Raw genomic sequence first — 24,709 nt, forward strand, 5'->3', positions numbered from 1 at the left:
CAGCGAGACAACCGATGATCCAGCGCCATTTCGTCGCCGCCGCGCCGCCGCCGCCCAAGGGCGTCAAGTACCACCATGCCAGCGCCGCGGCCGGCTGGCTCCACGTCACCGGCCAGCTTCCCACCGATCCCGCCGCGCCGGACGCGCCCTTTCCCGAGGGCATCGAGGCGCAGACCGCGCAGACCTTCCGCAATCTCGCCACCATCGTCGAGGCCGCCGGCTATTCCTTTGCCGACACCGTGTTCGCACGCATCTACCTCAGCGACTTCGACCGCGACTATGACGGCCTGAACCGGGCCTTCTACCGCGTGTTCACCGACGAGGCGGCCGTGCCCTCGCGCACCACGGTGGGCGTCGCCAGGCTCGGGCGCGGCGCCCTGGTCGAGATCGACCTCGTGCTCCATCGCGAGCCCTGATGCCCCGCCCCTCGCAGATGGCGGCCGAGATCGACCTCGCCGCCGACGTCCTGGTCCTCGGCGGCGGCCCGGCCGGCGCCTGGGCGGCGCTCGCCGCGGCCGAGGCCGGCGCCCGCGTCGTCCTCGCCGACAAGGGCCGGGTCGGCACCAGCGGCGCCAGCGCCGCCGCCAACACCGCCGTCATCGCAGCGCCGGATGCCGCCACCCGCGCCGTGGTGATGGAGCGCCGCCTCGCCCGGGGCTTCGGCCTGGTGCAGGCGGAGACGGTCGAGCGCGTCCTCGACGAGGCCCATGGCCGCCTGCTCGACCTCGGCGCGTGGGGCTACGCCTTCGCGCGCGACGATGCCGGCGCGATCTATCGTGGCACCTTGCGCGGACCGGACTACCTCCAGCTCCTGCGCCGGCGGCTGCACAAGGCCGGCGTGCGCATCCTCGACCACAGCCCGGCGCTCGCCCTCATCGGCGACCGCGCGGGCGCGGCCGGCGCCTGGGGCGTCGCCCGGGCCGGGGGCGCGCGCTGGCGCGTGCGGGCCGGCGCGGTGGTGATCGCCACCGGCGGCTGCGCCTTCCGCAGCAAGGCGCTCGGCACCCACGGCCTCACCGGCGACGGGCTCCTGATGGCCGCCGAGCTCGGCGCCACGCTCTCGGGCATGGAGTTCTCCGGGCAGTACGGCATCTCCCACGTCGCGGCGACCGTCACCAAGAACCTGATCTATGGCTGGGCCAGCTTCACCGACGCGACCGGCCGCCGCCTCGAGGGCGAGGACCCCTTCGAGATCCTGGCGCGCCACCTCCCCGAGGGCCCGGTCTATGCGATGATCGACCGGGCCTCCCCGGCGATCCGCGAAGGGTTGCGCCGCGGCCAGCCCAACATCTTCCTGCCGCTCGACCGCCTCGGCATCGATCCCTTCACCGAGCGCTTCCCCGTGACGCTGCGCTACGAAGGCACGGTGCGCGGCGTCGGCGGCCTGAGCATCGACCCGCGCGGCGCCACCGGCGTTCCCGGCCTTTTCGCCGCCGGCGATGCTGCCTCCCGCGAGAGCCTGGTCGGCGCCACCAGCGGCGGCGGCGGCCCGAACGCCACCTGGGCCATCGCCTCGGGATGCTGGGCCGGAGCCGCCGCAGCAGCCTTCGCGGCCGGCACCGATGCCCGTCCGGACGGCGGGCCGGTAGCGGAGATGCCGCTCCTCGACGATGCCGGGCTGGCCGAGGGCCTTCGCCTGGTGCAGGACGAGCTGTTCCCGGTCGAGCGCAATTTCATCCGCGACGGCGCGGCGATGCGCGGCGCCCGCCAGCGCCTCGGCGAGGGCTGGCGACGGCTGCGCCGGGCCGGGCGCGCGCCGGCGGCCGGGCTCGACGCCGCTCGCCTGCTGCGCGGCCGCGAGCTCGCCGCCATCACGGCGACGGCGCGCTGGATCAATGCCGCCGCCCTGGCGCGGACAGAATCGCGCGGCATTCATCGCCGCCGCGACTGCGCCGCGACCGACCCGGCGCAGGCGCGATCCCTTTCCGTCAGCGGCCTCGACCATCCCGTGGCCACCAAGTCCGAGGCCGTGCGATGATCGAGCTCGTCAGCGCCGCGCGCTGCATCCGCTGCGATTCCTGCGTCGATGCCTGCCCCGACCACGTCTTCGATGCCGTGCCCGGCGGCGTCCCGGTGATCGCCCGGCTCGACGACTGCCAGACCTGCTTCCTGTGCGAGCTCTACTGCCCGGTCGACGCGCTCTATGTCTCGCCCCTGAAGGACGATCGCGAGAAGGTCGACGAGGCGGCCCTGATCGCCTCCGGCACGCTCGGCAGCTATCGCCGGGCGCTTGGCTGGCGCGGCATCAAGGCGGCCGGCACCGAGGGCGACCTCAGCCACCGGCTGTTCGAGCCCGACGGCACGCCGCATGCGGCGAGCGCCGCCCTGTTCGCCGGCGGCGAGCCATGATCGCGGGGCCTGTGGCGCAGCAGCCGCTGCGCATCGCCGTGGTCGGCTGCGGCTTCACCGGCGCGGCCTTCATCGTGCACGCCCTGCGCAGCCTGCCCGGCCCGCTCGCGCTCGAGGTGGTCGAGCCTGCCGCCGAGCTCGGCCTCGGCGTCGCCTATGCCGCCACCGACCCGCTGCACCGCATCAACGTGCCGAGCGATCGCATGAGCCTCCATCCGGAGGATCCCGGCCATGCGACGCGCTGGCTGTTCCAGGCCGGCATCCTGCCCGGCGACGGCGCCAGCACCGACGCCGCCGGCCATCACTACGTGCCGCGCCGCGCCTATGGCGCCTATGTCGGCGACGTGCTGGCCGAAGCGCTGCGCCAGGCCGGGCCGCGGGTCCGGCTGCGGCACCACCGCGCCGTTGCGCTCGGCGCCCGGGCGCTGCCGGACTGGTCGCTGCGGCTCTCCGACGGCACGACGGTGGCGGCCGACCGGCTGGTGCTGAGCTTCGGCCATGGCGCGCCGGCCGCGCCCTTCCCCATCGCGCCGGAGGCTGCCGCCGATCCGCGCCTGATCGCCAATCCCTGGCAGCCCGACGCCGTGGCCGCCCTCGACGGCGATACCGCCGTGCTGATCGTCGGCACCGGCCTCACCATGGCCGATATGGTCGAGACCCTGCTGGCGCGCGGCCATCGCGGCCCGATCACCGCCGTGTCCCGGCGCGGCCTCATCGCCCAGCCGCAGGGCCTCTACCGCGACGATTTCGACCTGCTCGAGGGCGGGCCGCCGCCTTCCACCGCCCTGGCGCTGCTGCGGCTGGCGCGGCGCCGGGCCGCGGCGGCGAGCCGTGCCGGCCTCGGCTGGGCGCCGGCCGCCGACGCCCTCCGCTTCGAGCTGCCCCGGCTGTGGCCGGCCCTGCCGGCAGCGGAGCGCCGGCGCGTGGTGCAGCGCCTTCTGCCGTTCTGGGAGTCGCACCGCTTCCGCATGGCGCCGCAGCCGCACCGGACGCTCTCCCGGGCCGTCGAGACCGGCCGCGTCCGGGTGGAGCGGGCCGGGGTGCGCTCGGTCGAGGTCGCGGACGGCCGCCTGGTGGCGACGCTGCGCCGGCCGGGCGGCGCGCTCGAAAGCGCGGCCTTCGGCGGCATCGTGCTGTGCATCGGCCCGGACCGTGATCCGACGCGCCATCCCCTGGTCCGCGACCTCGTCGCCGCGGGCCTGGCGCGGCTCGACGCGCTCGGCATCGGCCTCGACGTCGACCAGGGCAGCCGGCTCCTCGACCGGGACGGACGGGCGCAGGCGGGCGCCCTCGCCCTCGGCCCGATGACCCGCGGCACCTTCGGCGAGATGACCGGCGCGCCCGACATCGTCCGCCGGGTCGCGGCCCTCGCGCCGACGCTGGCGCCGTGAGCCGCCCCCGCGCCCCGGTTCTCCCGCATGAAGCGGGTGCCAAGCCGTGATACGCCTTGTGCCGGCCAAGGTTTTGCGCTATCGACCGCGCGAATTTCCCAACAGCGCAGCGCGCGATCTCCGGGCCGGTCCCGGGCCCGAACCAGGATTGCATCGATGAAGGACAAGATTCACCCCGACTATCATGACATCAAGATCGTCATGACCGACGGCACCGAGTTCGTCACCCGCTCGACCTATGGCAAGCCGGGCGACACGCTGCAGCTCGACATCGACCCCAAGACCCATCCGGCCTGGACCGGCGGCTCGCAGCAGCTCCTCGACCGCGGCGGCCGCGTCTCCAAGTTCAACCAGCGCTTCGCCGGCATCAGCTTCAAGCGCTGATCCCCGGAGCCGTTTCGGCCGACGGAGGCGGGCTTTCGGCCCGCCTTTTGTTTTGGGCAGAGCGGTCGGGCCGGACCGGAGCATCGGATGCGGACACCCGTCGCTCGCCGCCGATACCGTGCAACTCGTTACGCGTCTACGCCCTCATCCCTGAGCTTGCCGGTCCTCTTCTCGCGGCGCGAATTCCACGCAGGCGTGATCGAGCTGCGCCAGTTCTTCGTCGATGATGCTGCTGATGATCGACCAGTCGCCTCCCGCCAGCCCCGCGCCGATCCTGGGGTAGCCGATCCGACCATCGGCAAAGCGCGCGGCAATGGTGCGCATGACCTTGCGGATCGCGTCGTAATCGGCCTTCACGCCGTTTCCCCGCCAATGGAACTGCGTGTAGGCATTGACGACGATGAAGGAGCGGCCGTTCCGTTCGACCTCGGCCATCGAAAAGCTGCCGAGCTTTTCCCGGCTCCCCTTCGGCGTCCGGCAATCGGCCGCATAGGCTTCGGGGAACTGCTGCTTGATCGACAGCGCGATCCCCCGCCCCATCTGGCATTGGCAATTGCAGCCATGGATGATCACGTCGAAGGCGCCGTCGCAGGCCAGTTGCAAGAGATCGCCGCGGATGATGCGCATGGGAGTATCCTCCGTCTCTCGGGCGAAAGGCCCGTATGGAGCGCGTCTCTGGCAGATGCATCCTCGGCGAGCCCTCCGGCTCGCCGTCCCTTTCGCCGGTGCCGCTCAGTTGCTCCAGCCGCCGTCGATGACGTGCGCCTGGCCGGTGGTGAAGGTCGCGCCGGCGAGATAGACGACGAGGTCGGCGATCTCCTCCGGCCGGCCGATGCGGCCCATCGGCTGGCGCGCCGCGAAGGCGGTGCGGGCGGCCTCGAAGTCGCCGGTGGCGCGCAGGCGATCCTGCAGGGACGGGCTCTCCACCGTGCCGGGGCAGATGGCGTTGCAGCGGATGCCCTGGGTGACGTAGTCCGCCGCCACCGACTTGGTGATGCCGACCACCGCCGCCTTCGAGGCCTGGTAGGCGAAGCGGTTCGGCACGCCCTTCACGCTCGAGGCCACCGAGGACATGTTGACGATCGCGCCGCCGCCGCGGGCGATCATGCCCGGCAGGACGGCGCGGATCATGTGGAACATGGCGGTGACGTTGAGGTCGAAGGCGAAGCGCCAGTCCGCCTCCGAGCATTCCAGGATCGTGCCGGCATGCACCACCCCGGCGCAGTTGAACAGGATGTCGACCCCCTCGGGGAAGCCGCCGACGAAATCCGTGATCGCCTCGTTCGACAGAACGTCCAGCCGCGCCGTGCGCACGCCGGGCACGCCGTCGAGCGCGGTGAGCTTGTCCCCGGCGATGTCGGTGGCGTGCACGCTGGCGCCGGCGGCGGCCAGGGCCAGGGCGGAGGCGCGGCCGATGCCCTGGGCCGCGGCGGTGACGATCGCGGTCTTGCCGGTGAGATCGATGGTCATGCAGGCGTTTCCTTTCGCTGAGCGGGCGAGGCGTGCGCGGGCGCATGCCCCTCCTGCGCGCCGGGGCTGGGGGAAGGCCTTCGCCCGCGGCCGCCGCGGCTCGCATCCAAGCCGAAAATCACAGGCAAGGAGGCCTGTCAATCGGGGGGCGAGCCGGTCCGGTTCCTTGGTGCAACGGTTCCGTCATGGCCGGGCTTGACCCGACCATCCACGCGACCACCGCGCCGGCCGGCATCGGCTCGCCGTTGGCCGGTGCTGCAGCCGTTGCCCTCTTTCCCGCAACCGTCCCGTCATGGCCCAGTTGGCACAGCCGGCAGGCTCCAAACACCTCTTGAAAATTTGCTCATCGCAAAATATGATTTTTCAGAACCTGGACTGACAGTTTGTTCGCCGCTGGCGGCGAATCCGGTCGGATGCAAGAGCTTGGGAGGACACCGATGGCCCTTACGCAACTCGCGGCGGAGTTGGTCGAGCGCGCGGAGCGCCTCGGACCGATCACCATCGGCCTCGCCGGCGCCGGCCAGATGGGCACGGACATCGTCGTGCAGGTGGCGCTGATGCCGGGCGTGCGCATCGGCGCCATCTCCGAGGTCCGGCCGCAGGCGGCGCTCGACGCGGCGCTGCTGGCCGGCCACGACCGCGGCGACATCGTCGAGGCCGGCACGGCGAGCGCCATCGACCGCGCCATCGAGGCCGGCAAGATCGCCGTCACCTCGGATCTCTACGCCCTCGCCGCCGCCGGACGGATCGACGTGGTGATCGACGCCACCGGCAACCCCAACATCGGCACGCTGTTCGCGCTCGAGGCGATGAAGAACGGCAAGCACATCGTCATGCTCAATGTCGAGGCCGACATCACCATCGGCCGCTTCCTCAAGGAGGAGGCGCGCAAGGCCGGCGTGGTCTATACCGGAGCGGCGGGCGACGAGCCGGCCTGCACCATGGAGATCATCGGCTTCGTCCAGAGCCTCGGCTTCGACATCGTCGCCGCCGGCAAGGGCAAGAACAATCCGCTCAATTTCGCCGCCATGCCGGAGGCGTACGAGGCGGAGGCGCGCGAGCGCAACATGAACGCCCGCATGCTGGTCGAGTTCGTCGACGGCTCCAAGACCATGATCGAGATGGTGGCCATCGCCAACGCCACCGGCCTGGTGCCCGACGTGCCGGGCATGCACGGCCCGACCGCCGGCCGCGACGAGCTCGCCTCGGTGCTCTGCCCCAAGGCCGACGGCGGCGTGCTCCACAGAAAGGGCGTGGTCGACTATTCCATCGGCAAGGGCGTCGCGCCCGGCGTCTTCGTGGTGGTGGAGACCCGCCACCCCCGCATCCTGGAGCGCATGGTCGACCTCAAGGTCGGCAAGGGGCCGTACTTCACCATCTTCCGGCCCTATCACCTCACCAGCCTGGAGACGCCGCTGTCGGCGGCGCGGGCCGTGGCCCACGGCCGCGCCGACATGCAGCCGCTCGACCACCCCGTCGCCGAGGCGACGGCGCTGGCCAAGCGCGACCTCCATCCCGGCCAGCTCCTGGAGAAGATCGGCGAGCACGACTATCGCGGCTGGGCCATGACCTGGGCCGATGCCCGCCGCGCCGGCGCGCTGCCCATCGGCCTGGCCGAGCGTGCCAAGGTGCTGAAGCCGATCAAGGCGGGCGAGCCGCTCACCTACGAGAACTGCGCTCCCGACGATTCCATGGTGGTGACGCAGATCCGCCGGCGCCTCGACCAGTCCGACGCGCGCTTCGTCACCGGCGACGCGGCCTGAGGCCGCGGCCGTCGACGCGGCGGGCAGGACCGGGCGGGTAGGCGCCGGCCGGCTCGCCGGGCTATAGACGACCGCCCGACATTTCTCTGGACCTCCCATGCGCGACCTCGTCATCGGCGTCGATGCCTCGACCACCGGCGTCAAAGCCATCGCGTTCGACCGCGGCGGCGCGCCGGTGGCCGAGGCGCGCGCCGCCTATCCCCTGTCCATGCCCCTGCCCGGCCATGTCGAGCAGGACGCGGAGGACTGGTGGTCCGCCCTGAGCGGCGCCTTGCGGACGCTGGTCGCCGAGGTCGGCGCGGCGCGGATCGGCGCCCTCGCCATCGGCCACCAGCGCGAGACCTTCGTCTTCGTCGATGCGGCGGGGCACCCGCTCGCTCCCGCCATCCTCTGGCTCGACGAGCGCGCCCGGCCGCAGGTCGCCCGCCTCTCCGCCGCGGTCGGCCGCGAGCGCCTGCGCGACCTCAGCGGCAAGCCGCCGGACCCGACGCCGGCGCTCTATGGCATCGCCTGGATGGCCGAGCACCGGCCGCAGGTCGTCGCCGCGGCCCATGCCGTGCTCGATGCCGGCGGCTTCCTGATCCGCCGCCTGACCGGGCGCCTCGCCACCAGCGTGCCCAGCGCCGACCCGCTCGGCCTCGTCCATGTCGAGACCGGCGCCTGGGACGAGACGCTGGTCGCGGCCGCCGGCCTGCGGCCGGCGCAATTGCCGGCCCTGGTTGCGCCGGGTGCGGTCATTGCCACGCTGACGGCCGAGGCCGCGGCCCTGACCGGCCTGGCGCCGGACACGGCGATCGTCGCCGGGGCGGGCGACGGCCAGATGGCCGGCCTCGGCGTCGGCGCCATCGACGAGGCCACCGGCTATCTCTCGCTCGGCTCGGGCGTGGTCACCGGCCTGTTCGGACGCGACTACCGCACCGCCGATGCCCATCGCACCCTGGCGAGCCCGACCGGCCGCGGCTTCATGTTCGAGACCGTGCTGCGCTCCGGCATGCAGCTGGTGGAATGGACGGTGCGGACGCTGCGCCCGCCCGCAGCCGGCGCGGCGAGCGATCTGGAGGCCCTGCAGGCCGCCGCCCTGGCGGTCCCGCCCGGCAGCGGCGGCCTGATGGTGCTGCCCTACTGGGCCGGGGTGATGAACCCCTATTGGGACGAGGCGGCGCGCGGCGTCGTCCTCGGCCTGACCCTGGACCATACGCCGGCGCACCTGTTCAGGGCGGCGCTGGAGGGCATCGCCTACGAGCAGCACGTCACCACCCATCTGCTCGAGGCGAGCGTCGGCCGCCGGCCGGAGCGCTTCATCGCCTGCGGCGGCGGCACGAAATCGCCGCTGCTGATGGCTGTCATGGCCGCCGTGCTGGAGCGCCCGCTGGCGGTCTCGCCGGTGAACGAGGCCGTCGCCCTCGGCGCCGGCGTGCTGGCGGCCGCCGCGCTCGGCTGGCACGGCTCGATCGAGGCGGCAGCCGCCGCCATGGTGGCGCCGCCCACCCGCATCGTCGAACCCGACCCGGCCCTGACCGCGGCCTATGCCCCGCGCATCGCCATCTACCGCGACGTCTTCGCGGCGACGAGCGGGGTGGCGCAGCGGCTCTACGCGCTGGGGACCGGCTGAGGTATCGGATGGGCGACCCCGGGCGGCCACGGGCTGCCCGGTCGGTTGCTGCCTTGCCCTGACGGAGCAGTGTTCGCGTGGATGGACGGATCAAGTCCGTCCATGACGGCTGCGGGTGGTGCAGCCGTCGCCTTTTCTTGCCGCTACCGTTCCGTCATGGCCGGGCTTGCCCCGGCCATCCACGCGAACATCGGCCTGTCAGAAAGAGCAATCAGCCGGCATGCCAACGCGGCCGACGAATAGCATCCGTAGAGCCCTCACCCCGCCAGCAGCCCCAGTGCCGCGGTCTCGTCGGTGATCAGCACCGAGGCGCGGGTCAGCGCCAGCGCCGCGCGCAGCACGCCGACCTTCTCGTAGCCGCCCGAGGCGATCACCACCTTGGGGATGCGCGAGAGCTCCTCCGGCGGAAAGGCGCAGACCCGCCGGTTGACGGGATGGTCGATCAGCCCGCCGTCCTCGCCGAGGAAGGAGCACAGGATGTCGCCGGTGGCGCCCAGCGCCTTCAGCTCCTCGAACTCCTCGATGTCGAGGAAGCCGTAATTGGAGATCGTGCCCTCCGGGCCGAGGCTGCCGACGCTGACCAGCGCCATGTCGGCGCGGCGGGCGCGGTTGATCACCTCCTGCACCGCGCGCTGGCTCATGAAGGCATCGCGCATCTCCGGCCGGTCGGCATAGGCGGGAACGGGCAGGAGATAGCAGGCGGCGTCGATCTTCTCGGCCAGCTCCCAGGCGCATTCGGTCGGGTTGAGCGGCTGGGCCTTGGTCAGTCCGCCGAGCAGCGAGACCACCGTCGCCTGCTTCAGCGGGCGCGCCGTCATGCGGCGCAGCGCCTGGTTGAGGGTGCGGCCCCAGCCGACGCCGATGGTCATGGCGTCGGCCGCGGCGTTGGCGAGGTAGAGCGAGGCGGCCTGGGCGACGAGCAGGTGCACGGCGGCGGCCTCGGCCGGCCTCGGCACCACGATCGCCTCGGTCAGGCCGAAGCGCTTCAGCAGCTGCTCCTCCAGGAGGAAGCAGGAATCGGCCTTGTCGCGGATGCGGAACTGGATCACGCCCTCCTCGCGCGCCGCCACCAGCAGGCGGTGGATCTTCATCCGGCTGACGGAGAGCTGCTCGGAGATCCGCTCCTGGGTGTTGCCCTCGACATAGTAGAGCCAGGCGGCGCGGATCTTCAGTTCGTCTTCGGAATAGGCCGTCACGGGCGTTCCATCGGGTTGCGGCCGGGCCTGGGCGGCGGGGCTCGCCGTCTGCTTGTACACCCATGCACGGGCCTGTGCATCTCGCCTGTTGACAGAAAGCTTTCCCGCCTTTAGCGTGAAAAAAATCACAATCAACAATACGAAATTTCAGGGATGGTTGCGCGAGCCAGACAGAAGGTCAGTGGATTGAGCGGCGCCCGCCGGCCGCCGAGGCCGCGCCGTGGCGAACGCTTCCAGCCGGCACCCGAGAGACCCTGGGCATGAAGCGTCTGTCTTCCTGGTATGCGTCGCTGGGCGCGGTACGTGGGCCGCTGATCGGCCTGGTGGCGCTGTGCCTGGCGCTGAGCCTGTCCACCGACACCTTCTTCACCACGCGCAACGTCCTCAACGTCATGGACCAGATCACCGTCCTCGGCGTCATGGCCATCGGCATGACGCTGGTGATTCTGATCGGCGGCATCGACCTGTCGGTCGGCTCGGTGCTGGCGCTGTCGATGATGGTGATGGGCTATCTCGCCAACGAGATGGGCCTGCCCTTCGGCCTCGCCATCGTCGTCGCCATCCTGGTCTCGGCCCTGTGCGGCCTGGTCTCGGGCCTGATGATCACCGAGGCGGGGCTGCCGCCCTTCATCGCCACGCTGGCGATGATGTCGGTGGCCCGCGGCATCGCCAGCATCATCACCGACGGCCAGCAGATCGTCGGCTTCCCCGACTGGTTCACCGACCTCGCCATCACCCGCCACTTTTCGGTCCTGTCGGTGACGGTGGCCGTCATGGTGGTGCTGTTCGCCATCGCCTGGATCGTGCTGCGCTACCGCGCCGCCGGCCGCAACCTCTATGCCGTGGGCGGCAGCGTCGAGGTGGCGCGCCTCGCCGGCATCAAGGTGCAGCGCACCACCAACTGGGTCTACACCCTGTGCGGCGCGCTGGCGGGCCTGGCCGGGGTCATCCTGGCGGCGCGGCTCGACTCGGCCCAGCCGAGCTCGGGCCTGGGCTACGAGCTCGACACCATCGCCGCCGTCGTGATCGGCGGCACCAGCCTGTCCGGCGGCGTCGGCGGCATCGGCGGCACCATCGTCGGCGTGCTGATCATCGGCTTCCTGCGCAACGGGCTCAACCTGCTGCGCGTCTCCCCCTTCGTCCAGCAGATCGTCATCGGCGTCGTCATCGCCCTGGCCGTGGCCGGCGATACCTGGCGCCGGCGCATGCGATGAGATCCGCCGCTCCCGGCCCGCCCGGGGGACGGCATGAGGCAAGACCGCCCGCGGGCGGACAGAACGGGCTCAGGTGAGCTCAGGGAAACGGTCCGGCAGGCAGCGCAACGACCGCGCCGGGCCATCACCAACGGAGGAAAGCACATGTCGCATCGTCGTACCGTCCTGCTCGCGGCCGTGGCCGCCGCCGCGCTGGTCGCCGCGCCCGGGCTCGGGCAGGCCAAGGAGGCCAAGAAGATCGGCCTCGCCGTCGCCAACCTGCAGGCCAACTTCTTCAACCAGATCAAGCAGTCCGTGGAAGCCTACGGCAAGGAGAAGGGCCTGGAGGTGATCACCGTCGACGCCAAGGGTGACGCCGCCACCCAGGTCAGCCAGGTGCAGGACCTGATCACCCAGAACATCGACGCGCTGATCTACATCCCCGCCGGCGCCACCGCCGCCGCCGTGCCGGTCAAGGCCGCCAAGGCCGCCGGCATCCCGGTGATCAACGTCGACCGCAACGCCGACGGCGCCCCGGGCGACACCTTCATCGCCACCGACAGCGTCGCCTCGGCCAAGCAGGTCGGCGAATGGGTGTGCAAGCAGACCGGCGGCACCGGCAAGGTCGCCATCATCCACGGCCAGAAGGGCACCACGCCCGAGGTCGACCGCACCAAGGGCTGGGGCGAGATGAACGCGGCCTGCCCGGGCCTCAAGACCGTCGCCGAGCAGTGGAGCCAGATGTGGGCCCAGGACGAGGGCTTCAAGATCGCCCAGGACTTCCTGCAGGCCGATCCCACCATCACCGTGATCTGGGGCCAGGCCGACGCGCTGGCGCTCGGCGCGGCGCAGGCGGTGAAGGTCGCCAATCCCGACCATAAGATCCTGGTCGCCGGCTTCGACGGCGACACCGCGGCGCTGGTCGCCCTCAAGAACGGGGTGTTCGACGTGACCGCCACACAGAAGACCCAGGCCATGGGGCGCCTCGCCGTGGATTCGGCCATCGCCCTGGTCGCCGGCAAGGACGTCCCGGCCCTGCAGCTGCAGACCGCGACGCTGACGACGAAGGAGAACGTCGAGCCCTTCATCGAGAACCACCCCTGAAGGTCTGGACGACGGCTTGTCGCGTTAGACGCGACGCCGGCCAATCCCCTCCCCCTAGCAAGTCGGATGTTTCCGACTTGCCTCGCTGAGTGGTCGATCTCGGGAACACCCGAGATCGACGGGGAGGGGTGAGGGGTGGGGGTCCATCAGGATTAAGCACGACGCCGGTCGAAGGGCCTTGTGACGGGATTTCCATCCGTCGAGGCGGACGTCACGACCCCACCTCGTACTCCTCCCCGCAAGGGGGAGGAGAGCGGCTGGCGTCGCGCCCGAAGCATCAATCGCCGGTTGGGTCTAACCTGCCTCAACCGTCGCTCTTCAAGACAGGATACGCCCATGTCCGTCCCGCCTGCCGCGACCGGAAACGCCCCGACGGGCCTTTCCATCCGCGGCATCAAGAAATCCTTCGGCGACGTCGACGTGCTGTTCGGCATCGACCTCGACGTTCGGCCGGGCGAGGTGGTGGCGCTCCTGGGCGAGAACGGCGCCGGCAAGTCGACGCTCTCCGGCATCATCGCCGGCGCGGTGCGCCCCTCCGCCGGCACGATGACCTGGAACGGCGCGCCCTATGCGCCGCACCAGCCGGGCGACGCCATCGCCGCCGGCATCGGCATGATCCACCAGGAGATGCGCCTCCTGCCGCACCTCTCCATCGCCGAGAACGTCTTCGTCGGCCGGCTGCCGCTGAAGGGCGGGCGGATCGATCGCGACACCATGAACCGGCTCGCCAGCGCGCAGTTGCGCCGGCTCGGCCTCGACGTCCCGCCCACCCGGCTGGTCGGCACCCTGACCATCGCCGCCCAGCAGCAGGTCGAGATCGCCAAGGCGCTGGTGCTGCAGGCCAAGCTCCTGATCCTCGACGAGCCGACGGCAGCCCTCGGCGGGCACGAGACCGACCTCCTGTTCGAGCAGATCAACCGCCTCAAGGCCGAAGGCTATTCGTTCATCTACATCTCGCACCGGCTGGAGGAGATCGCCCGCATCGCCGACCGCGTCGTCGTGCTGCGCGACGGCCATCTCGTCGCCACCCACGACACGGCGCAGCTGCCGGTCCGCACCTTCGTCGAGGCCATGGTCGGGCGCAGCGTCGAGCGCATGTTCCCCGACCTGCCCGCCCCCGGCGGCGACGTCGTCCTGGAGGTGCGCGGCCTGACCTCCGCCCATGGCGCCTTCCGCGATGTCGGCTTCGAGGTGCGCAAGGGCGAGATCCTCGGCTTCGCCGGCCTGATCGGCGCCGGCCGCACCGAGGTGATGCGCGCCATTTCCGGCGCCGACCCGCGCCGCGCCGGCGAGATCCTCGTCGACGGCAAGCCGGTGGCGATGAGAAGCCCGGCCGACAGCATCGAGGCCGGCATGGTGCTGGTGCCGGAGGACCGCAAGGCGCAGGGCGCCATCCTCGACCATTCCATCGCCGAGAATCTCTGCCTGCCCAACCTCGACACGGTCGCGCCTGACGGCTGGGTGCGGCCGGCCCGGGTGCTCGCCTTCGCCCGCGAGGGCATCCGCAAGCTCGGCGTCAAGGGCGTGCCGGACCAGGCGATCCGCAACCTTTCCGGCGGCAACCAGCAGAAGGCGATCATCGCCAAGTGGATCGCCCGCAGCCCGAAAGTGTTCATCCTGGACGAGCCGACCCGCGGCATCGACGTCGGCGCCCGCGCGGCGATCTACGACGTCATCGCCGACCTCGCCCGGGCCGGCATGGCGGTCATCGTGGTGAGCTCGGATCTGGAGGAAGTGCTGGGCCTGTCCCACCGCGTCGTGGTGATGAGCCGCGGGCGGCAGATGGGCATCCTGCCGAAGGAGAAGGCGACCAGCGTCGCCGTGATGGAGCTGGCCACGGCGTGAGCAGGGCCATGCAGACGAACCTCGACGCATTCCGAGGCAGACCTGCCGGCCGGCACGGCACCAGCGTTGCCGGGAGAATATCTCGCGTCGCGATCGCGTGGATGGCCGGGACAAGCCCGGCCATGACGGTCGCGGGTGTCGCGACCGTTGCCATCCCTCGCGCAACCGTTCCGTCATGGCCGGGCTTGTCCCGGCCATCCACGCGCACACAGGCGGCGCAGAATGAGGCACCGCCATGATCGTGGCCGGCCGCCGATACGCGCTGAACCGAACCGGCATCGTTCGACAGGAGAGCAGCCCATGACCCTCTTCCGCCTCGACGGCAAGGTCGCCTTCGTCACCGGCGCGGGCAGCGGCATCGGCCAGGGCATTGCCGTCGGCCTCGCCGAGGCCGGCGCCGACGTCGCCTGCTTCGGCCGCTCCGAGGCCGGCCTGGCCGAGACGGCGGAGCGCATCGCGGCGCTCGGCCGCAAGGCGCTGGTGCTGACCGGCGACGTCACGGACGCCGCCCGGCTCGCCGCCGCGGTCGGGGAGACGGAGCGCGCGCTCGGCCCGCTCGAGCTTGCGGTCAATTCCGCCGGCGTCGCCGCGGCTACCCCGGCCGAGGCGATGGCGCAGGCCGACTTCCAGCGCATCATCGACATCAACCTGACCGGCACGTTCCTGAGCTGCCAGGCACAGGCGCAGGTGATGCTGCCGCGCCGGCGCGGCGCCATCGTCAACATCGCCTCGATGTCCGGCACCATCGTCAACCGCGGCCTGACCCAGGTGCACTACAACGCCTCCAAGGCGGCGGTGATCCACCTGACCAAGAGCCTCGCCATGGAATGGGCGGACCGCAACATCCGCGTCAACGTCATCAGCCCCGGCTACACCCTGACGCCGATGAACCGGCGGCCGGAAGTGGCCGAGCAGGTCAAGCAGTTCGAAGCCGACACGCCGATGGGCCGCATGGCCAGCGTCGAGGAGATGGTCGGCCCCGCCGTCTTCCTGCTCAGCCAGGCCTCGTCCTTCTGCACCGGCATCGACCTCCTGGTCGACGGCGGCTTCTCCTGCTGGTGACGCCGCCGTCCGACCCCATTGTCCCGAGAAGGAACCGATCCATGACCCGCTTCGCCGGAAAGACCGCCGTCGTCACAGGCGCCAGCCGCGGCATTGGCCTCGCCATCGCCGAGCGCTTCGCCTCCGAGGGCGCCAGCGTGCTGCTCAGCGCCAACGAGGAGCGCGTGCACGAAGCGGTCGAAGGCCTGAAGGCCAAGGGCTGGGCGGCGGCCGGCTTCGTCGGTGACGTCACCGATGCCGCCTCGGTCAAGGCGCTCTACGATGCGGCGGAGCAGCAGTTCGGCCGCGTCGACATCTCGGTGCAGAACGCCGGCGTCATCACCATCGCCCGCATCGAGGCGATGACCGAGGCCGAGTGGGACAAGGTGATGGACGTCAACACCAAGGGCGTCTTCCTGTGCTGCCAGGAGGCCATCCGCCGCATCCGCAAGCACGGCGGCGGCGGCCGGCTGATCAACACCGCCTCCGGCCAGGCCCGGCAAGGCTTCATCTTCACCCCGCACTACGCCGCCTCGAAGTTCGGCGTCGTCGGCATCACCCAGAGCCTCGCCAAGGAAGTGGCCAAGGAAGGCATCACCGTCAACGCCTTCTGCCCCGGCATCATCGGCACCGAGATGTGGGCCTATAACGACAGCGCCTGGGGCAAGCTGCTCGGCGACTACAAGCCCGGCGAGCTGATGGCCGAATGGGTGCGCGGCATCCCGATGGGCCGCGCCGGCACCGGCGCCGAGGTCGCCGCGCTGGTGGCTTTCCTGGCGAGCGCCGATGCAGCGTACATCACGGGGCAGACGGTGAATGTGGATGGCGGGCTGATCATGTCGTGAGGGGGTGGCGGCGAGGTCACACGCCGGAATCGCCGCGACAGTTGCGCTGAACAATGATGCCGCCGCGTTCGCGTAGATGGCCGGGTCAAGCCCGGCCATGACGGTGGCGGGTGGTGCGACCCTTGCCGTCCTTGCTGCAACCCTCATGGCCGGGCTTGACCCGGCCATCCACGCGACCACTGTCAATGCCGGAAGATCAAGTCGACGCGCCGGCGCAGATCCTACCCCGCCAACGCCCGCAACCCCGCCGCCTCCCGGAACGCCGCATCCCTGATGTCCACCTCGCCGCCGGCGAAGGCATCGCCCGCCGGGGTGCACAGGAAGGCGATCGCCGCGGCCGGCTCCTCGACGGCGGCCAGGGACTCGCGCGGGATCCGGCTCACCGGGTTGATGCCGGAGGCGCGGATCTCGGCCTGCATGCCGGTATCGACCACGCCCGGCGCGAAGCCGAAGGCGAGGATTCCCTGCCCGGCATAGTCCGTCGCCAGGGAACGCGTCAGCATGGTCAGGCCCGCCTTGGCGCAGCAATAGGCGCTCCAGCCCTCCAGCGGCTTGTGCGCCGCGCCGGAGGACAGGTTGACGATCCGCCCCCCGCCCCGCGCCAGCATCCCCGGCAGCACGGCGCGGGCGGCCAGCGCCGCGCCGGTCAGCGTCGTGGCGATCCCCGCCGCCCAGGCCTCGGCCTCGACCGCGTGCAGCGGGCCGATCGGGGCGATCACGCCGGCATTGTTGACCAGGATGGTGGGATCGCCCGCCCGCTCGCGGGCCTGAGCGACCATGGCCGCGATCCCGCCGGCATCGCCGACGTCGCAGGCCAGCGCCAGGCCCCGGCCGCCGGGCAGCGCCGCCGCCACCCGCTCCGCGTCTTCGAGCCGGCGCGCGGTGACCACCACCCGCGCGCCCGCCCGTGCCAGGGCCCCCGCCGTGGCAGCGCCGATGCCGCGCCCCGCGCCGGTGACGACGGCGACCTCCCCGTCGAGCCCGGCGCTCATGGCGTTCTCCCTGCTTCGGCGAGATAATCGTGCACGATCCGGCCCGGGACCAGGGTGAAGTCGGCGCGCCAATGCAGGCCGTCGAGCATGTCGATGACCGGCAGGCGGTGCACCGGCACCTGCGCATGCGGCCGGAGCTCCACCGTGCAGGGCCCGCCCCAGCATTCGTGCACCGTCACATCGGCGAGGCGCCGCGCCGTGAGCTGGCGGATGGCGGGCCGGCCGTCGATATGGTCGATCGCCTTGAGGTTGATGTTCTCGGCGAAGTCGAAATGCGCGGTCAGGCTGGCGAGCGTGTCGCGCCGCTGCTTATACGCCATGGTGCCGGTGAGGATGTCGATGCCGTTGCGGGCGACGAGGCCGACCACGAGGTCGCCGCGCAGCTCCAGCTTCGGCTCGCCCAGCTTCTTGGGTTGGCCGTGCACCTCGCGGCCATGCACCACGCCGACATCCGACCCGAGCACGAGATAGGGCGAATAGGAGCCGGCGACATCGGTACCCGGCAGGCGGCAGCCGACCGAGACGTTGCTCTCGAAATAGGGGCCGAGCCAGTCGGTGTCGGTCATCCGGTAGATATGGGCGAGCACCACGTCGCTCGCCGGCTCCAGCGGCGGCGGCAGGATGCGGGCGACGGCCGCCTCGCTGGTACGCCAGGCCAGCGTCAGCACCTCGACATTGCGGAAGGCGAAGGGGAAGGGCGGCACCGTCGGCGCGTCCCAGGGCGTGGAGAAGCCGGGCAGGAGGATGTCCTTCACCGTCAGCCGGTCGAGGCCGCCGCGTCTCAGGTCCTTGCCGGTGCCGTCGGGCTCAGCCATGGTCCGGCTCCGTGAAGCGCGCTTCCGTCGGCGGCGCGAGGCCGTAGCCGACGAAGCCGCCGGTGACGTTGATCATCTCGCCGGTGACGAAGGAGGCGGCCGGCGACACGACATAGGCGACCGCCGCCGCCACGTCGGCCGGCCGGCACCAGCGGCCGACGGGAATCGTCTTCAGCACCTGCGCCTCGAACGCGTCCCAGGTGAGGCCGAGCTTGTCGGCCTTCTCGCGGAACTGCTTCTCCATGCCGGTACCGGGCCCGACATGGCCGGGCGCCACGGCGTTGACGGTGACGCCATAGGCGGCGAGCTCGACGGCGAGGCACTGGGTCAGGCCCCAGAGCGCGTTCTTGGAGGCGATATAGGCGGAGGAGTAGGGATTGCCGAAGCCGAGCCGGGTGACGATGTTGACGATCCGGCCGCTCCGCGCCCGCATCATCGCCCGCGCAGCGGCGCGGCAGGTCAGGAACGGGCCGCGCGCGTTGACGCGCTGGATGCGGTCCCACTCCTCCGGCTCGGTGTCGACCACCAGCTTCTGCAGGTGGATGCCGGCGCAATTGACCAGCACGGCGAGGTCGTGCCGCTCGGCCACGCCGCCGATGCCGGCCTGGACCGAGGCCTCGTCGGTGACGTCGAGGGCGAGCCCCTCGCCGCCGAGCCCGGCCGCGACCGCCTGCGCCGCCGCGCCGTCGCGGTCGGCGACCACGACGTGATAGCCGTCTGCCGCCAGCCGTCGCGAAATCTCCGCGCCGATGCCGCCGGCGCCGCCGGTGATGAGCGCCGTGCCGCTCATGCCAGCCAGGCCCTGATCTGGTCGCGCAGCTGAATCGTCTCGGTCAGCACGTCGTCGTAGAGCGTTCCCATATAATCCTGATGCACATATTCCAGGGATAGATAGCCGGCATAGTTTGCCGCCTTCAACGTGGCGAGCTGCGCCGCCATGTTGATCGTGCCCTCATGGCCCTTGGTCTGCAGCGCGCCCGGCTTGCCCTGGCGCACATGCATGTGCGCGGCATGGGGCGCCAGAACGTCGATCTCGTCCTGCCGCCAGCCGAGGCAGACGAAATGGGCATAGTCGAGCGTCAGCTTCAGCCCGGGCACGCGCTCGATCAATTCGAGCGCCAGCGCCGGGCTTTCGAGATAGGAATGCACATGCGGCTCGACCGTGAGCGTCACCCCGGCCTCGGCCGCGATCGGCAGCAGCCGGTTGAGGCTCGCCGCGGACTGCGCCAGCGCCTGCGCCCGGCCCTGCCCCGGATTGACCACGCCCGGCAGCACGAACACCGTCGGGATGCCGGCCGCGCGGCAGAAGCGCGCGACCTGGCGGAAATCCGCGACATTGGCGTCGAGATGCCCGGCATCGGCGAGGTTGCGGGCCGCCAGGCTGTCGCCGAAGAGGTGGTAGAAGCTCGGCACGGTGACGCCGAGCCGCCGCACCCGCTCGGCCGCCTTGTCGGGGTCGGCCAGCAGCGCCGCCTTGTCGAGGGCCGGCCCGTAGAAATAGCCGAGGTCGAGGGCGCCGATGCCGAGCACATGGGCGATCCCGGCGGCCTCCTCCAGGCTGCAGGCCCGCAGCGACCAGGATGTCAGCGACAACTTCATCGCACCTCCTCCATCGTCCCGCTCGCCGCCGACCGGTACAGCGCGTCGAGCACCTCCACGGCCCGGAGGCCGACGATGCCCGGCGCCGGGTTATCCACGGGCAGGCCGCGGCAGATGTCGACCAGCGCCTTGACCGGCGCGACGCATTCATAGGCGCCGTCCCCGGCCGCGATCTGGCCGGTGACGCTCTCGCCGTCGCGCCGGTGCAGCTCCAGCCGCTCGCGCTCGATGTCGAGCAGCAGCATGCCCTCGCTGCCGAAGATCCGCATGTCGATCTGGAAACCGCACTGCTTCGGCACGGTCGCGGCGCCGGAGAGCGAGCCCGTCGCGCCATTGGCGAAGCGCACCACCGCGGCGTCGTAATAGTCGACGCCGGCGGGCGACTGCCCGGTGCAGGCGAAGACCTTAGCCGGCTCGAGATCTGCGATGCGGAAGAGGAGGCCGAGGGCGTGGACGAGCTGGCCCCAGCCATAGCCGCCCGCCCGCTTCGGGTCGGCCCAGGTCGAGGGCGGCGGCCGGAACATGGCGCCTTCCGTCTCCTGCATCGGCCGGCCGGCCATCAGGTCGTCGAGGGCGGAGGCCATCTGCAGCACCACGTGCTCGATCCGCCCGACCCGCGGCGCCAGCGCCCGAGCCCGGGCGGCGAAGGCCTTGAAGTTCCAGCCGTAGGGCACCACCACCTGCCGCCCGGCGGCCGCAGCGGCGTCGACGATCGCCCGGGCATCGGCGGCAGTGGTGGCGAGCGGCTTCTCCACCAGCACGTGGCAGCCCTTGGCCAGCGCCGCCAGCGCGTGCTCGTGGTGCAGCACATGCGGCGAGGCGATGATGACGCCGTCCATCGGCACCGTATCGAGCATCTCGCGATAGTCTTCGAAGGCGTGCGGCACGTCGAAGGCCTGCTGCAGCCGAGCCAGATCCTCGGCCCCGAGGCGGTTGACGGCGACCACCTCGCAGTCCGGGTCCGCCTTCAGCGCCGGCAGGTGGTTGGCGGCGGCCCACCAGCCGGCGCCGATCACGCCGATGCGGGCCCTGCTCACGGCCGGCCTCCCATGGCGGCGACGGTCGATCGGTGCACATTGGCCATATGGGTCTCCATGGCGCGCGCGGCCGCCTCGGCGTCGTGCGCCGCGAAGGCCGCGAGGATGGCCTGGTGGTCGGCGAAGGACTGCTGGATCGCCCCGGGCGTCTCCGCGGCGATGCGCCGGTATTCCAGGCCGAGGATGTAGAAGGACTGCGACACCCGCACCAGGAACGGGTTGCCGCAGACGGCGGCCATGATGCGATGGAACTCGGCGTCGGACTCGCGGAAGGCCAGGGGATCGGCGAGGGTGCCGCGCTGGGCCTCGAGCACCGCGCCGAGCCGGGCGATGTCCTCGTCCGTGATCTTCTCGGCGACGATGCGCGCCATGCCGGCCTCGGTCAGGCGCCGCGCCTCGTAGAGGGCGTTGACGTTCTCCTCGTTGAGGGTGATCAGCATCTGGAACGGCGCCAGCAGGTCGGAAGCGTCGAGCGAGGACACGACGATGCCCCCGCCCTGCCGCGCCTTCAGCACGCCGAGGATCTGCAGGCCGCGCAGGGCTTCGCGCAGGCTCGGGCGGCTCACCTGCATCAGCACGGCGAGCTCACGCTCCGGCGGCAGCTGGTCGCCGGGCCTGAGGTTCTTGGTGCGCACCAGGTCGAGCAGCCGCCGCGCCACCTGTTCGGCGAGGGAGCTGCGCTCGATCGGCGCGAAGGGGCTGGCCAGGGTCATCGCGTTCCGTCTCGGTTGCCTGTGGTGGCACGGAAGGCAAATGCATCGGACACGACGCCGACCGATCCCCTCCTCCTTGCGGGGAGGGGTACGGGGTGGGGGTCCATCAGGACAGGGCGAACCCTACGCCCCCGACCCCCACCCTTTATCCCTCCCCGCAAGGGGGAGGGAAGACCCATGCGTCGAGCCCAGTTCGACACGTGCGCACCTTGCTCCACCGAACCTCGTCCTCTCACAAATCGTCGAACCACGCCCGAGTCTGGCTCAGCCGGGGATCGGCGGCAGCAGCACCTGGAAATTCCTGAACTCGTCGCGCTGATGCAGCGCCGCGACATAGGCGCGGTAGGCCGCCTCGTCGATGGCGGCGTCGGCCGGCTGCCAGTCCGGACGGGCGCGGCAGGCGACCGCCGGATCGACCTTGCAGGCAGTGTCCGGCTTCACCAGGTCGCTGAAGGCGAACACGCTCTTCGGCACCGGCCTGCCGGCCAGCATGGCGAGCGCCGTCGGCACCGCGGCATTGGCATAGCCCTTGGGGAAGAAGGACATGGTGCCGACGAAGGCCGGGTCCTGCCCGAGCAGGTCGAGCCGCTCCCCGCCCATGCCGACGGCCAGCGTGCTCTCGCTCCGACCGGCCGCAGCGAGCGCGCGCAGCGCCCCGGCGAGCTGCTCGTCGCTGAAGGAGGCGACCAGCACGGGCTTGTCCGGATCGAGACGCCCCATGAGGTTGTTCATCGCCGTGAAGCCGCTGTCGGCGGTGCCCTGCATGTCGAGCCAGACGATCTGGCTCGCCGGCAGGTCCGGCATCACCGACTTGACCCCCGCCTCCTGCGACAGGTTGCGCAGCCGGCCATTCGGCCCGACGAGCGGGAAGGCGGCGATCACCAGCGTCGCCTCGCCGGCCTTGTCCTTGCCCCAGCGCTGCACCGCGGCCTCGGCCACATAGGTGCCGGCCCGGAAGCCGGCACGGGCATTGTCGACGCCGACCCAGGCGGCGCCGATGATCGGGATGTCGAGCGAGATGATCGGGATGCCGGCATCGTCGAGCGGCTTCTTCACCGCGCCGCCGAACTGCACGTCGAGCAGGCTGTTGATGACGAAATCGACGTTGCGCGTCGCGAAGGACTGGGCGTTGGCGACGTTCTTCTGCGGATCCCACTCGTTGTCGGCGGTCAGGAGCTCGATGCCGGCGGCCTCCGCGATCTCCTGCAGGCCCTGACGGTTGAGCTGGGAGAAGGGCGAGGAGCCGCCCCACATGGTGTAGCCGAACACATAGGCCTTGCCGTTGCGCGGCGGCGTCTTCGCCATGGCGTCCTTGACCATGGCGGCGAGCGCCGCCTTGTCCGGGTTGGCGGGGCCGACCTTGTCGGGATCGAAGCCGTGAAACGGTTCGGCCCGGGCGAGGCCGCCCAGCGCCGCGCTCGCGGCGACGGCGGCCGCCGATGCCAGGACTGCCCGGCGCGTGATGCCCATTACGACCCTCCCTCGTCCCGCCTCGCGCTCTGCGGCGCGATACCCCGGTTGACGTCTCTTCGGCCCGGCCAATTGGCCTGACCAATAATCCATGTTGACCACGTTAGCGCGGTCTCGCTAGCTTGCCAAGCTGTTCGCTGCCGGCATGAAACGACCGGCGGCGGCCAGGCGGGAGCTTCGCCGGCGGCAGATCCGGCGCCGGCCCGCCGAGGGAGGACGCCATGAGGATCGCGAGCGTGCGCTGCCATGTGCTGCGCTGGCCCGAGCCGAACGATTTCAACCATGACCGCATGACCGTGCTGGTGCGCGTCGAGAGCGCGGCCGGCATCTGGGGCTGGGGCGAGGCCATCGCCATGTGGCCGGAGGCCTGCAAGGCGACCGTCGCGGTGATCGAGGACGGCCTCGCGCCGCTGCTGGCGGCGGCGGGCGACATCGACGTCGACGCGGCCTGGCGCGCCATGAAGGCGCATAGCTGGTGGTATGGCGAGGGCGGCATCGCGGCGCTCGCCATCTCGGCCCTGGACATGGCGCTGTGGGACATCGCCGCCAAGGACCGCGGCGTGCCGCTGGTCGAGCTCCTCGGCGGCGCGGCGCACGCCGCCCTGCCCGCCTGCGCCAGCCTGCACGTCAACCAGCCGACGATCGAGGAGTCCGTCCGGGAGATCGCCGGCCACGTCGAGGGCGGCTTCCGCTCGACCAAGCTCGGCCTCGGCAAGCGCGGCCTGTCGCGGGCCGGGCGCGATCCCGATTACGACATCGCCCTGGTCGGCGCGCTGCGCGGGGCGATCGGGCCGGGGCCCGGCATCATGGTCGACGCCGGCAACGGCACGACATGGGACATCGACACGGCGATTCGCACGGTCGGCGCCATGGCGGCCCATGACATCGCCTGGATCGAGGAGCCGTTCCACCCCGGCGCGATCGGCGCCCATCTCGCCCTGCAGGCGGCGGTGCCGACGCCGATCGCCGCCGGCGAGCGCGAATGGTCGGATGCCGGCTACCGGCGCTGGCTCGCCACCGGCGCCGTCGAGATCTTCGGCATCGATCCTGCCCGCGTCGAGGGCGTCACCGGCTTCCGCCGGGCGGCCGCGGCGGTCGAAGCAGCGGGCAAGACCGTCAACGCCCATGCCTGGAGCACGGCGGTGCTTACCGCCGCCAGCCTGCACCTGTCGCTGGCCTGCCCGGCGGCGAAGCTGTTCGAGCTGAAGCCCCTGCCCGGCCCGATGCAGTTCGACCTCGTCGACGAGCCGTTCTGGCACGAGGACGGCGTGGTCCGGGCCCCGGCCCGTCCGGGCCACGGCGCCGACCCGAAGGAGGCGGTGCTGAGGCGCTACCAGGCCGTGTGAGGCGGCGCCAAGGCAGCTTTCCGGCGGCGGGTTGGCTGAAAAGCGGAAAACCTGTATGAGGCAAGAAGGGTCAACTGCTGGAAAGACGCACGATGCTGCTTCGGCTCCTCCTTGCGGGCGCGCTTGCGACCGTGGCCAGCGCCGCCGCGATGGCGGCGGAAACCACCGCCAGGACGCCCGTGGATGCGCTGATCGTCAAGCATGCCGCCCGCTACAAGGTGCCGGAGAGCCTGATCCGCCGGGTGGTGCTGCGCGAGAGCCGCTTCAACCCTGCCGCACGTCACGGCCCCTATTGGGGCCTGATGCAGATGCGCCTCGATACCGCGCGCGGCATGGGCTATCGCGGCCCGGCGCCCGGCCTGCTCGACGCCGACATCAACCTGACCTACGGCGTCGCGTATCTCGCCAATGCCTGGCGGGTGGCGCGCGGCAATGAGAGCCGCGCCGTGGCGCTCTATTCCGGCGGCTATTATTACGAGGCCAAGCGCAAGGGCATGCTGGGCGAGCTCCTGAAGTCGGCTGTCGTCACCGACACGACGCCCAC

Annotated in this window: 23 protein-coding genes and 1 pseudogene; 14 read left to right on the forward strand and 10 right to left on the reverse strand. The window is 71.4% G+C overall.

All coding sequences use genetic code 11. The features are described from left to right. Positions 1-14 precede the first annotated feature (14 nt). The 5 genes from QO011_RS37315 to rpmE all read left to right on the forward strand — a co-directional run bounded on the left by QO011_RS37315 (position 15) and on the right by rpmE (position 4,124). Positions 15-416, forward strand: coding sequence for a RidA family protein (locus QO011_RS37315; protein ID WP_307284110.1), 402 nt, complete (start codon positions 15-17; stop codon positions 414-416). Then, a complete protein-coding gene (locus QO011_RS37320) occupies positions 416-1,978 on the forward strand; it encodes an FAD-dependent oxidoreductase (protein WP_307284112.1) in 1,563 nt (520 codons plus the stop codon). The genes QO011_RS37315 and QO011_RS37320 overlap by 1 nt, the downstream gene beginning before the upstream one ends. Next, complete coding sequence (locus QO011_RS37325; RefSeq protein ID WP_307284114.1) at positions 1,975-2,349, forward strand: 4Fe-4S dicluster domain-containing protein; 375 nt, start codon at positions 1,975-1,977, stop codon at positions 2,347-2,349. The genes QO011_RS37320 and QO011_RS37325 overlap by 4 nt, the downstream gene beginning before the upstream one ends. Continuing rightward, entirely contained in the window at positions 2,346-3,740 is a 1,395-nt protein-coding gene (locus QO011_RS37330) for an FAD/NAD(P)-binding protein (protein ID WP_307284117.1), read from the forward strand. The genes QO011_RS37325 and QO011_RS37330 overlap by 4 nt, the downstream gene beginning before the upstream one ends. Positions 3,741-3,896: 156 nt before the next feature. Then, positions 3,897-4,124: a 50S ribosomal protein L31 gene (gene rpmE / locus QO011_RS37335; RefSeq protein WP_307284119.1), complete on the forward strand. Its 228-nt coding sequence runs from the start codon at positions 3,897-3,899 to the stop codon at positions 4,122-4,124. A gap of 144 nt (positions 4,125-4,268) precedes the next feature. Here the strand turns inward: rpmE and QO011_RS37340 are convergent, their stop codons facing one another. Both QO011_RS37340 and QO011_RS37345 read right to left on the reverse strand, forming a co-directional pair. After that, positions 4,269-4,751, reverse strand: a complete 483-nt coding sequence (locus QO011_RS37340; RefSeq protein ID WP_307284122.1) for a macro domain-containing protein — start codon at positions 4,749-4,751, stop codon at positions 4,269-4,271. A gap of 105 nt (positions 4,752-4,856) precedes the next feature. Next, positions 4,857-5,594: an SDR family oxidoreductase gene (locus QO011_RS37345; RefSeq protein ID WP_307284124.1), complete on the reverse strand. Its 738-nt coding sequence runs from the start codon at positions 5,592-5,594 to the stop codon at positions 4,857-4,859. Between the two features lie 437 nt (positions 5,595-6,031). Here QO011_RS37345 and QO011_RS37350 point away from each other — a divergent pair, with 437 nt between their 5' ends. Together QO011_RS37350 and QO011_RS37355 are read left to right on the forward strand one after the other, a co-directional pair. Further along, positions 6,032-7,357, forward strand: coding sequence for an NAD(P)H-dependent oxidoreductase (locus QO011_RS37350; protein WP_307284127.1), 1,326 nt, complete (start codon positions 6,032-6,034; stop codon positions 7,355-7,357). Positions 7,358-7,454: 97 nt separating this feature from the next. Next, a complete protein-coding gene (locus tag QO011_RS37355) occupies positions 7,455-8,969 on the forward strand; it encodes a xylulokinase (protein ID WP_307284129.1) in 1,515 nt (504 codons plus the stop codon). A gap of 257 nt (positions 8,970-9,226) precedes the next feature. On the opposite strand, the gene QO011_RS37360 is transcribed toward QO011_RS37355, so the two are convergent. Continuing rightward, the gene (locus tag QO011_RS37360) at positions 9,227-10,165 is read right to left on the reverse strand and encodes a sugar-binding transcriptional regulator (protein ID WP_307284131.1); all 939 of its coding nucleotides are present in this window, start codon (positions 10,163-10,165) and stop codon (positions 9,227-9,229) included. 260 nt (positions 10,166-10,425) lie between these two features. On the opposite strand from QO011_RS37360, the gene QO011_RS37365 reads away from it, so the two are divergent. From QO011_RS37365 to QO011_RS37385, 5 genes are all read left to right on the forward strand, one after another. Then, a complete protein-coding gene (locus QO011_RS37365; RefSeq protein ID WP_307284135.1) occupies positions 10,426-11,379 on the forward strand; it encodes an ABC transporter permease in 954 nt (317 codons plus the stop codon). A gap of 144 nt (positions 11,380-11,523) precedes the next feature. After that, positions 11,524-12,462: a sugar ABC transporter substrate-binding protein gene (locus QO011_RS37370; RefSeq protein ID WP_307284137.1), complete on the forward strand. Its 939-nt coding sequence runs from the start codon at positions 11,524-11,526 to the stop codon at positions 12,460-12,462. 336 nt (positions 12,463-12,798) lie between these two features. Next, positions 12,799-14,307, forward strand: coding sequence for a sugar ABC transporter ATP-binding protein (locus QO011_RS37375; RefSeq protein WP_307284139.1), 1,509 nt, complete (start codon positions 12,799-12,801; stop codon positions 14,305-14,307). A gap of 300 nt (positions 14,308-14,607) precedes the next feature. Beyond that, entirely contained in the window at positions 14,608-15,369 is a 762-nt protein-coding gene (locus QO011_RS37380) for an SDR family oxidoreductase (RefSeq protein WP_307284144.1), read from the forward strand. A 41-nt stretch (positions 15,370-15,410) separates the two neighbouring features. Then, positions 15,411-16,193 carry an SDR family oxidoreductase gene (locus QO011_RS37385; RefSeq protein WP_307284146.1) on the forward strand — a complete coding sequence of 261 codons (783 nt, stop codon included), beginning with the start codon at positions 15,411-15,413 and terminating at the stop codon, positions 16,191-16,193. A 221-nt stretch (positions 16,194-16,414) separates the two neighbouring features. On the opposite strand, the gene QO011_RS37390 is transcribed toward QO011_RS37385, so the two are convergent. The 7 genes from QO011_RS37390 to QO011_RS37420 form a co-directional block, all read right to left on the reverse strand. Then, positions 16,415-17,185, reverse strand: coding sequence for an SDR family NAD(P)-dependent oxidoreductase (locus tag QO011_RS37390; protein ID WP_307284149.1), 771 nt, complete (start codon positions 17,183-17,185; stop codon positions 16,415-16,417). After that, on the reverse strand, positions 17,182-18,000 hold the full coding sequence (locus QO011_RS37395) for an acetoacetate decarboxylase family protein (protein ID WP_307284153.1): 819 nt from the start codon (positions 17,998-18,000) through the stop codon (positions 17,182-17,184). The genes QO011_RS37390 and QO011_RS37395 overlap by 4 nt, the downstream gene beginning before the upstream one ends. After that, positions 17,993-18,790 carry an SDR family NAD(P)-dependent oxidoreductase gene (locus QO011_RS37400; RefSeq protein WP_307284156.1) on the reverse strand — a complete coding sequence of 266 codons (798 nt, stop codon included), beginning with the start codon at positions 18,788-18,790 and terminating at the stop codon, positions 17,993-17,995. Before QO011_RS37400 ends, QO011_RS37395 begins: the two co-directional genes overlap by 8 nt. Next, positions 18,787-19,599: a sugar phosphate isomerase/epimerase family protein gene (locus QO011_RS37405; protein ID WP_307284159.1), complete on the reverse strand. Its 813-nt coding sequence runs from the start codon at positions 19,597-19,599 to the stop codon at positions 18,787-18,789. The genes QO011_RS37400 and QO011_RS37405 overlap by 4 nt, the downstream gene beginning before the upstream one ends. Continuing rightward, a complete protein-coding gene (locus tag QO011_RS37410; RefSeq protein WP_307284161.1) occupies positions 19,596-20,636 on the reverse strand; it encodes a Gfo/Idh/MocA family protein in 1,041 nt (346 codons plus the stop codon). Before QO011_RS37410 ends, QO011_RS37405 begins: the two co-directional genes overlap by 4 nt. Further along, positions 20,633-21,349 (reverse strand): FadR/GntR family transcriptional regulator, encoded by a 717-nt coding sequence (locus QO011_RS37415; RefSeq protein ID WP_307284163.1) that lies wholly within the window; start codon positions 21,347-21,349, stop codon positions 20,633-20,635. The genes QO011_RS37410 and QO011_RS37415 overlap by 4 nt, the downstream gene beginning before the upstream one ends. Before the next feature lie 264 nt (positions 21,350-21,613). After that, the gene (locus QO011_RS37420; protein ID WP_307284167.1) at positions 21,614-22,819 is read right to left on the reverse strand and encodes a sugar ABC transporter substrate-binding protein; all 1,206 of its coding nucleotides are present in this window, start codon (positions 22,817-22,819) and stop codon (positions 21,614-21,616) included. A 221-nt stretch (positions 22,820-23,040) separates the two neighbouring features. On the opposite strand from QO011_RS37420, the gene QO011_RS37425 reads away from it, so the two are divergent. Together QO011_RS37425 and QO011_RS37430 are read left to right on the forward strand one after the other, a co-directional pair. Further along, a complete protein-coding gene (locus QO011_RS37425) occupies positions 23,041-24,165 on the forward strand; it encodes a mandelate racemase/muconate lactonizing enzyme family protein (protein ID WP_307284169.1) in 1,125 nt (374 codons plus the stop codon). Positions 24,166-24,278: 113 nt separating this feature from the next. Then, positions 24,279-24,671: pseudogene (locus tag QO011_RS37430) on the forward strand (transglycosylase SLT domain-containing protein); the annotation flags it as partial. Positions 24,672-24,709: the final 38 nt, after the last annotated feature.

Origin of the sequence: Labrys wisconsinensis, from assembly GCF_030814995.1 — a bacterium.
In the GTDB taxonomy this organism is placed as follows: Bacteria; Pseudomonadota; Alphaproteobacteria; order Rhizobiales; family Labraceae; genus Labrys; species Labrys wisconsinensis.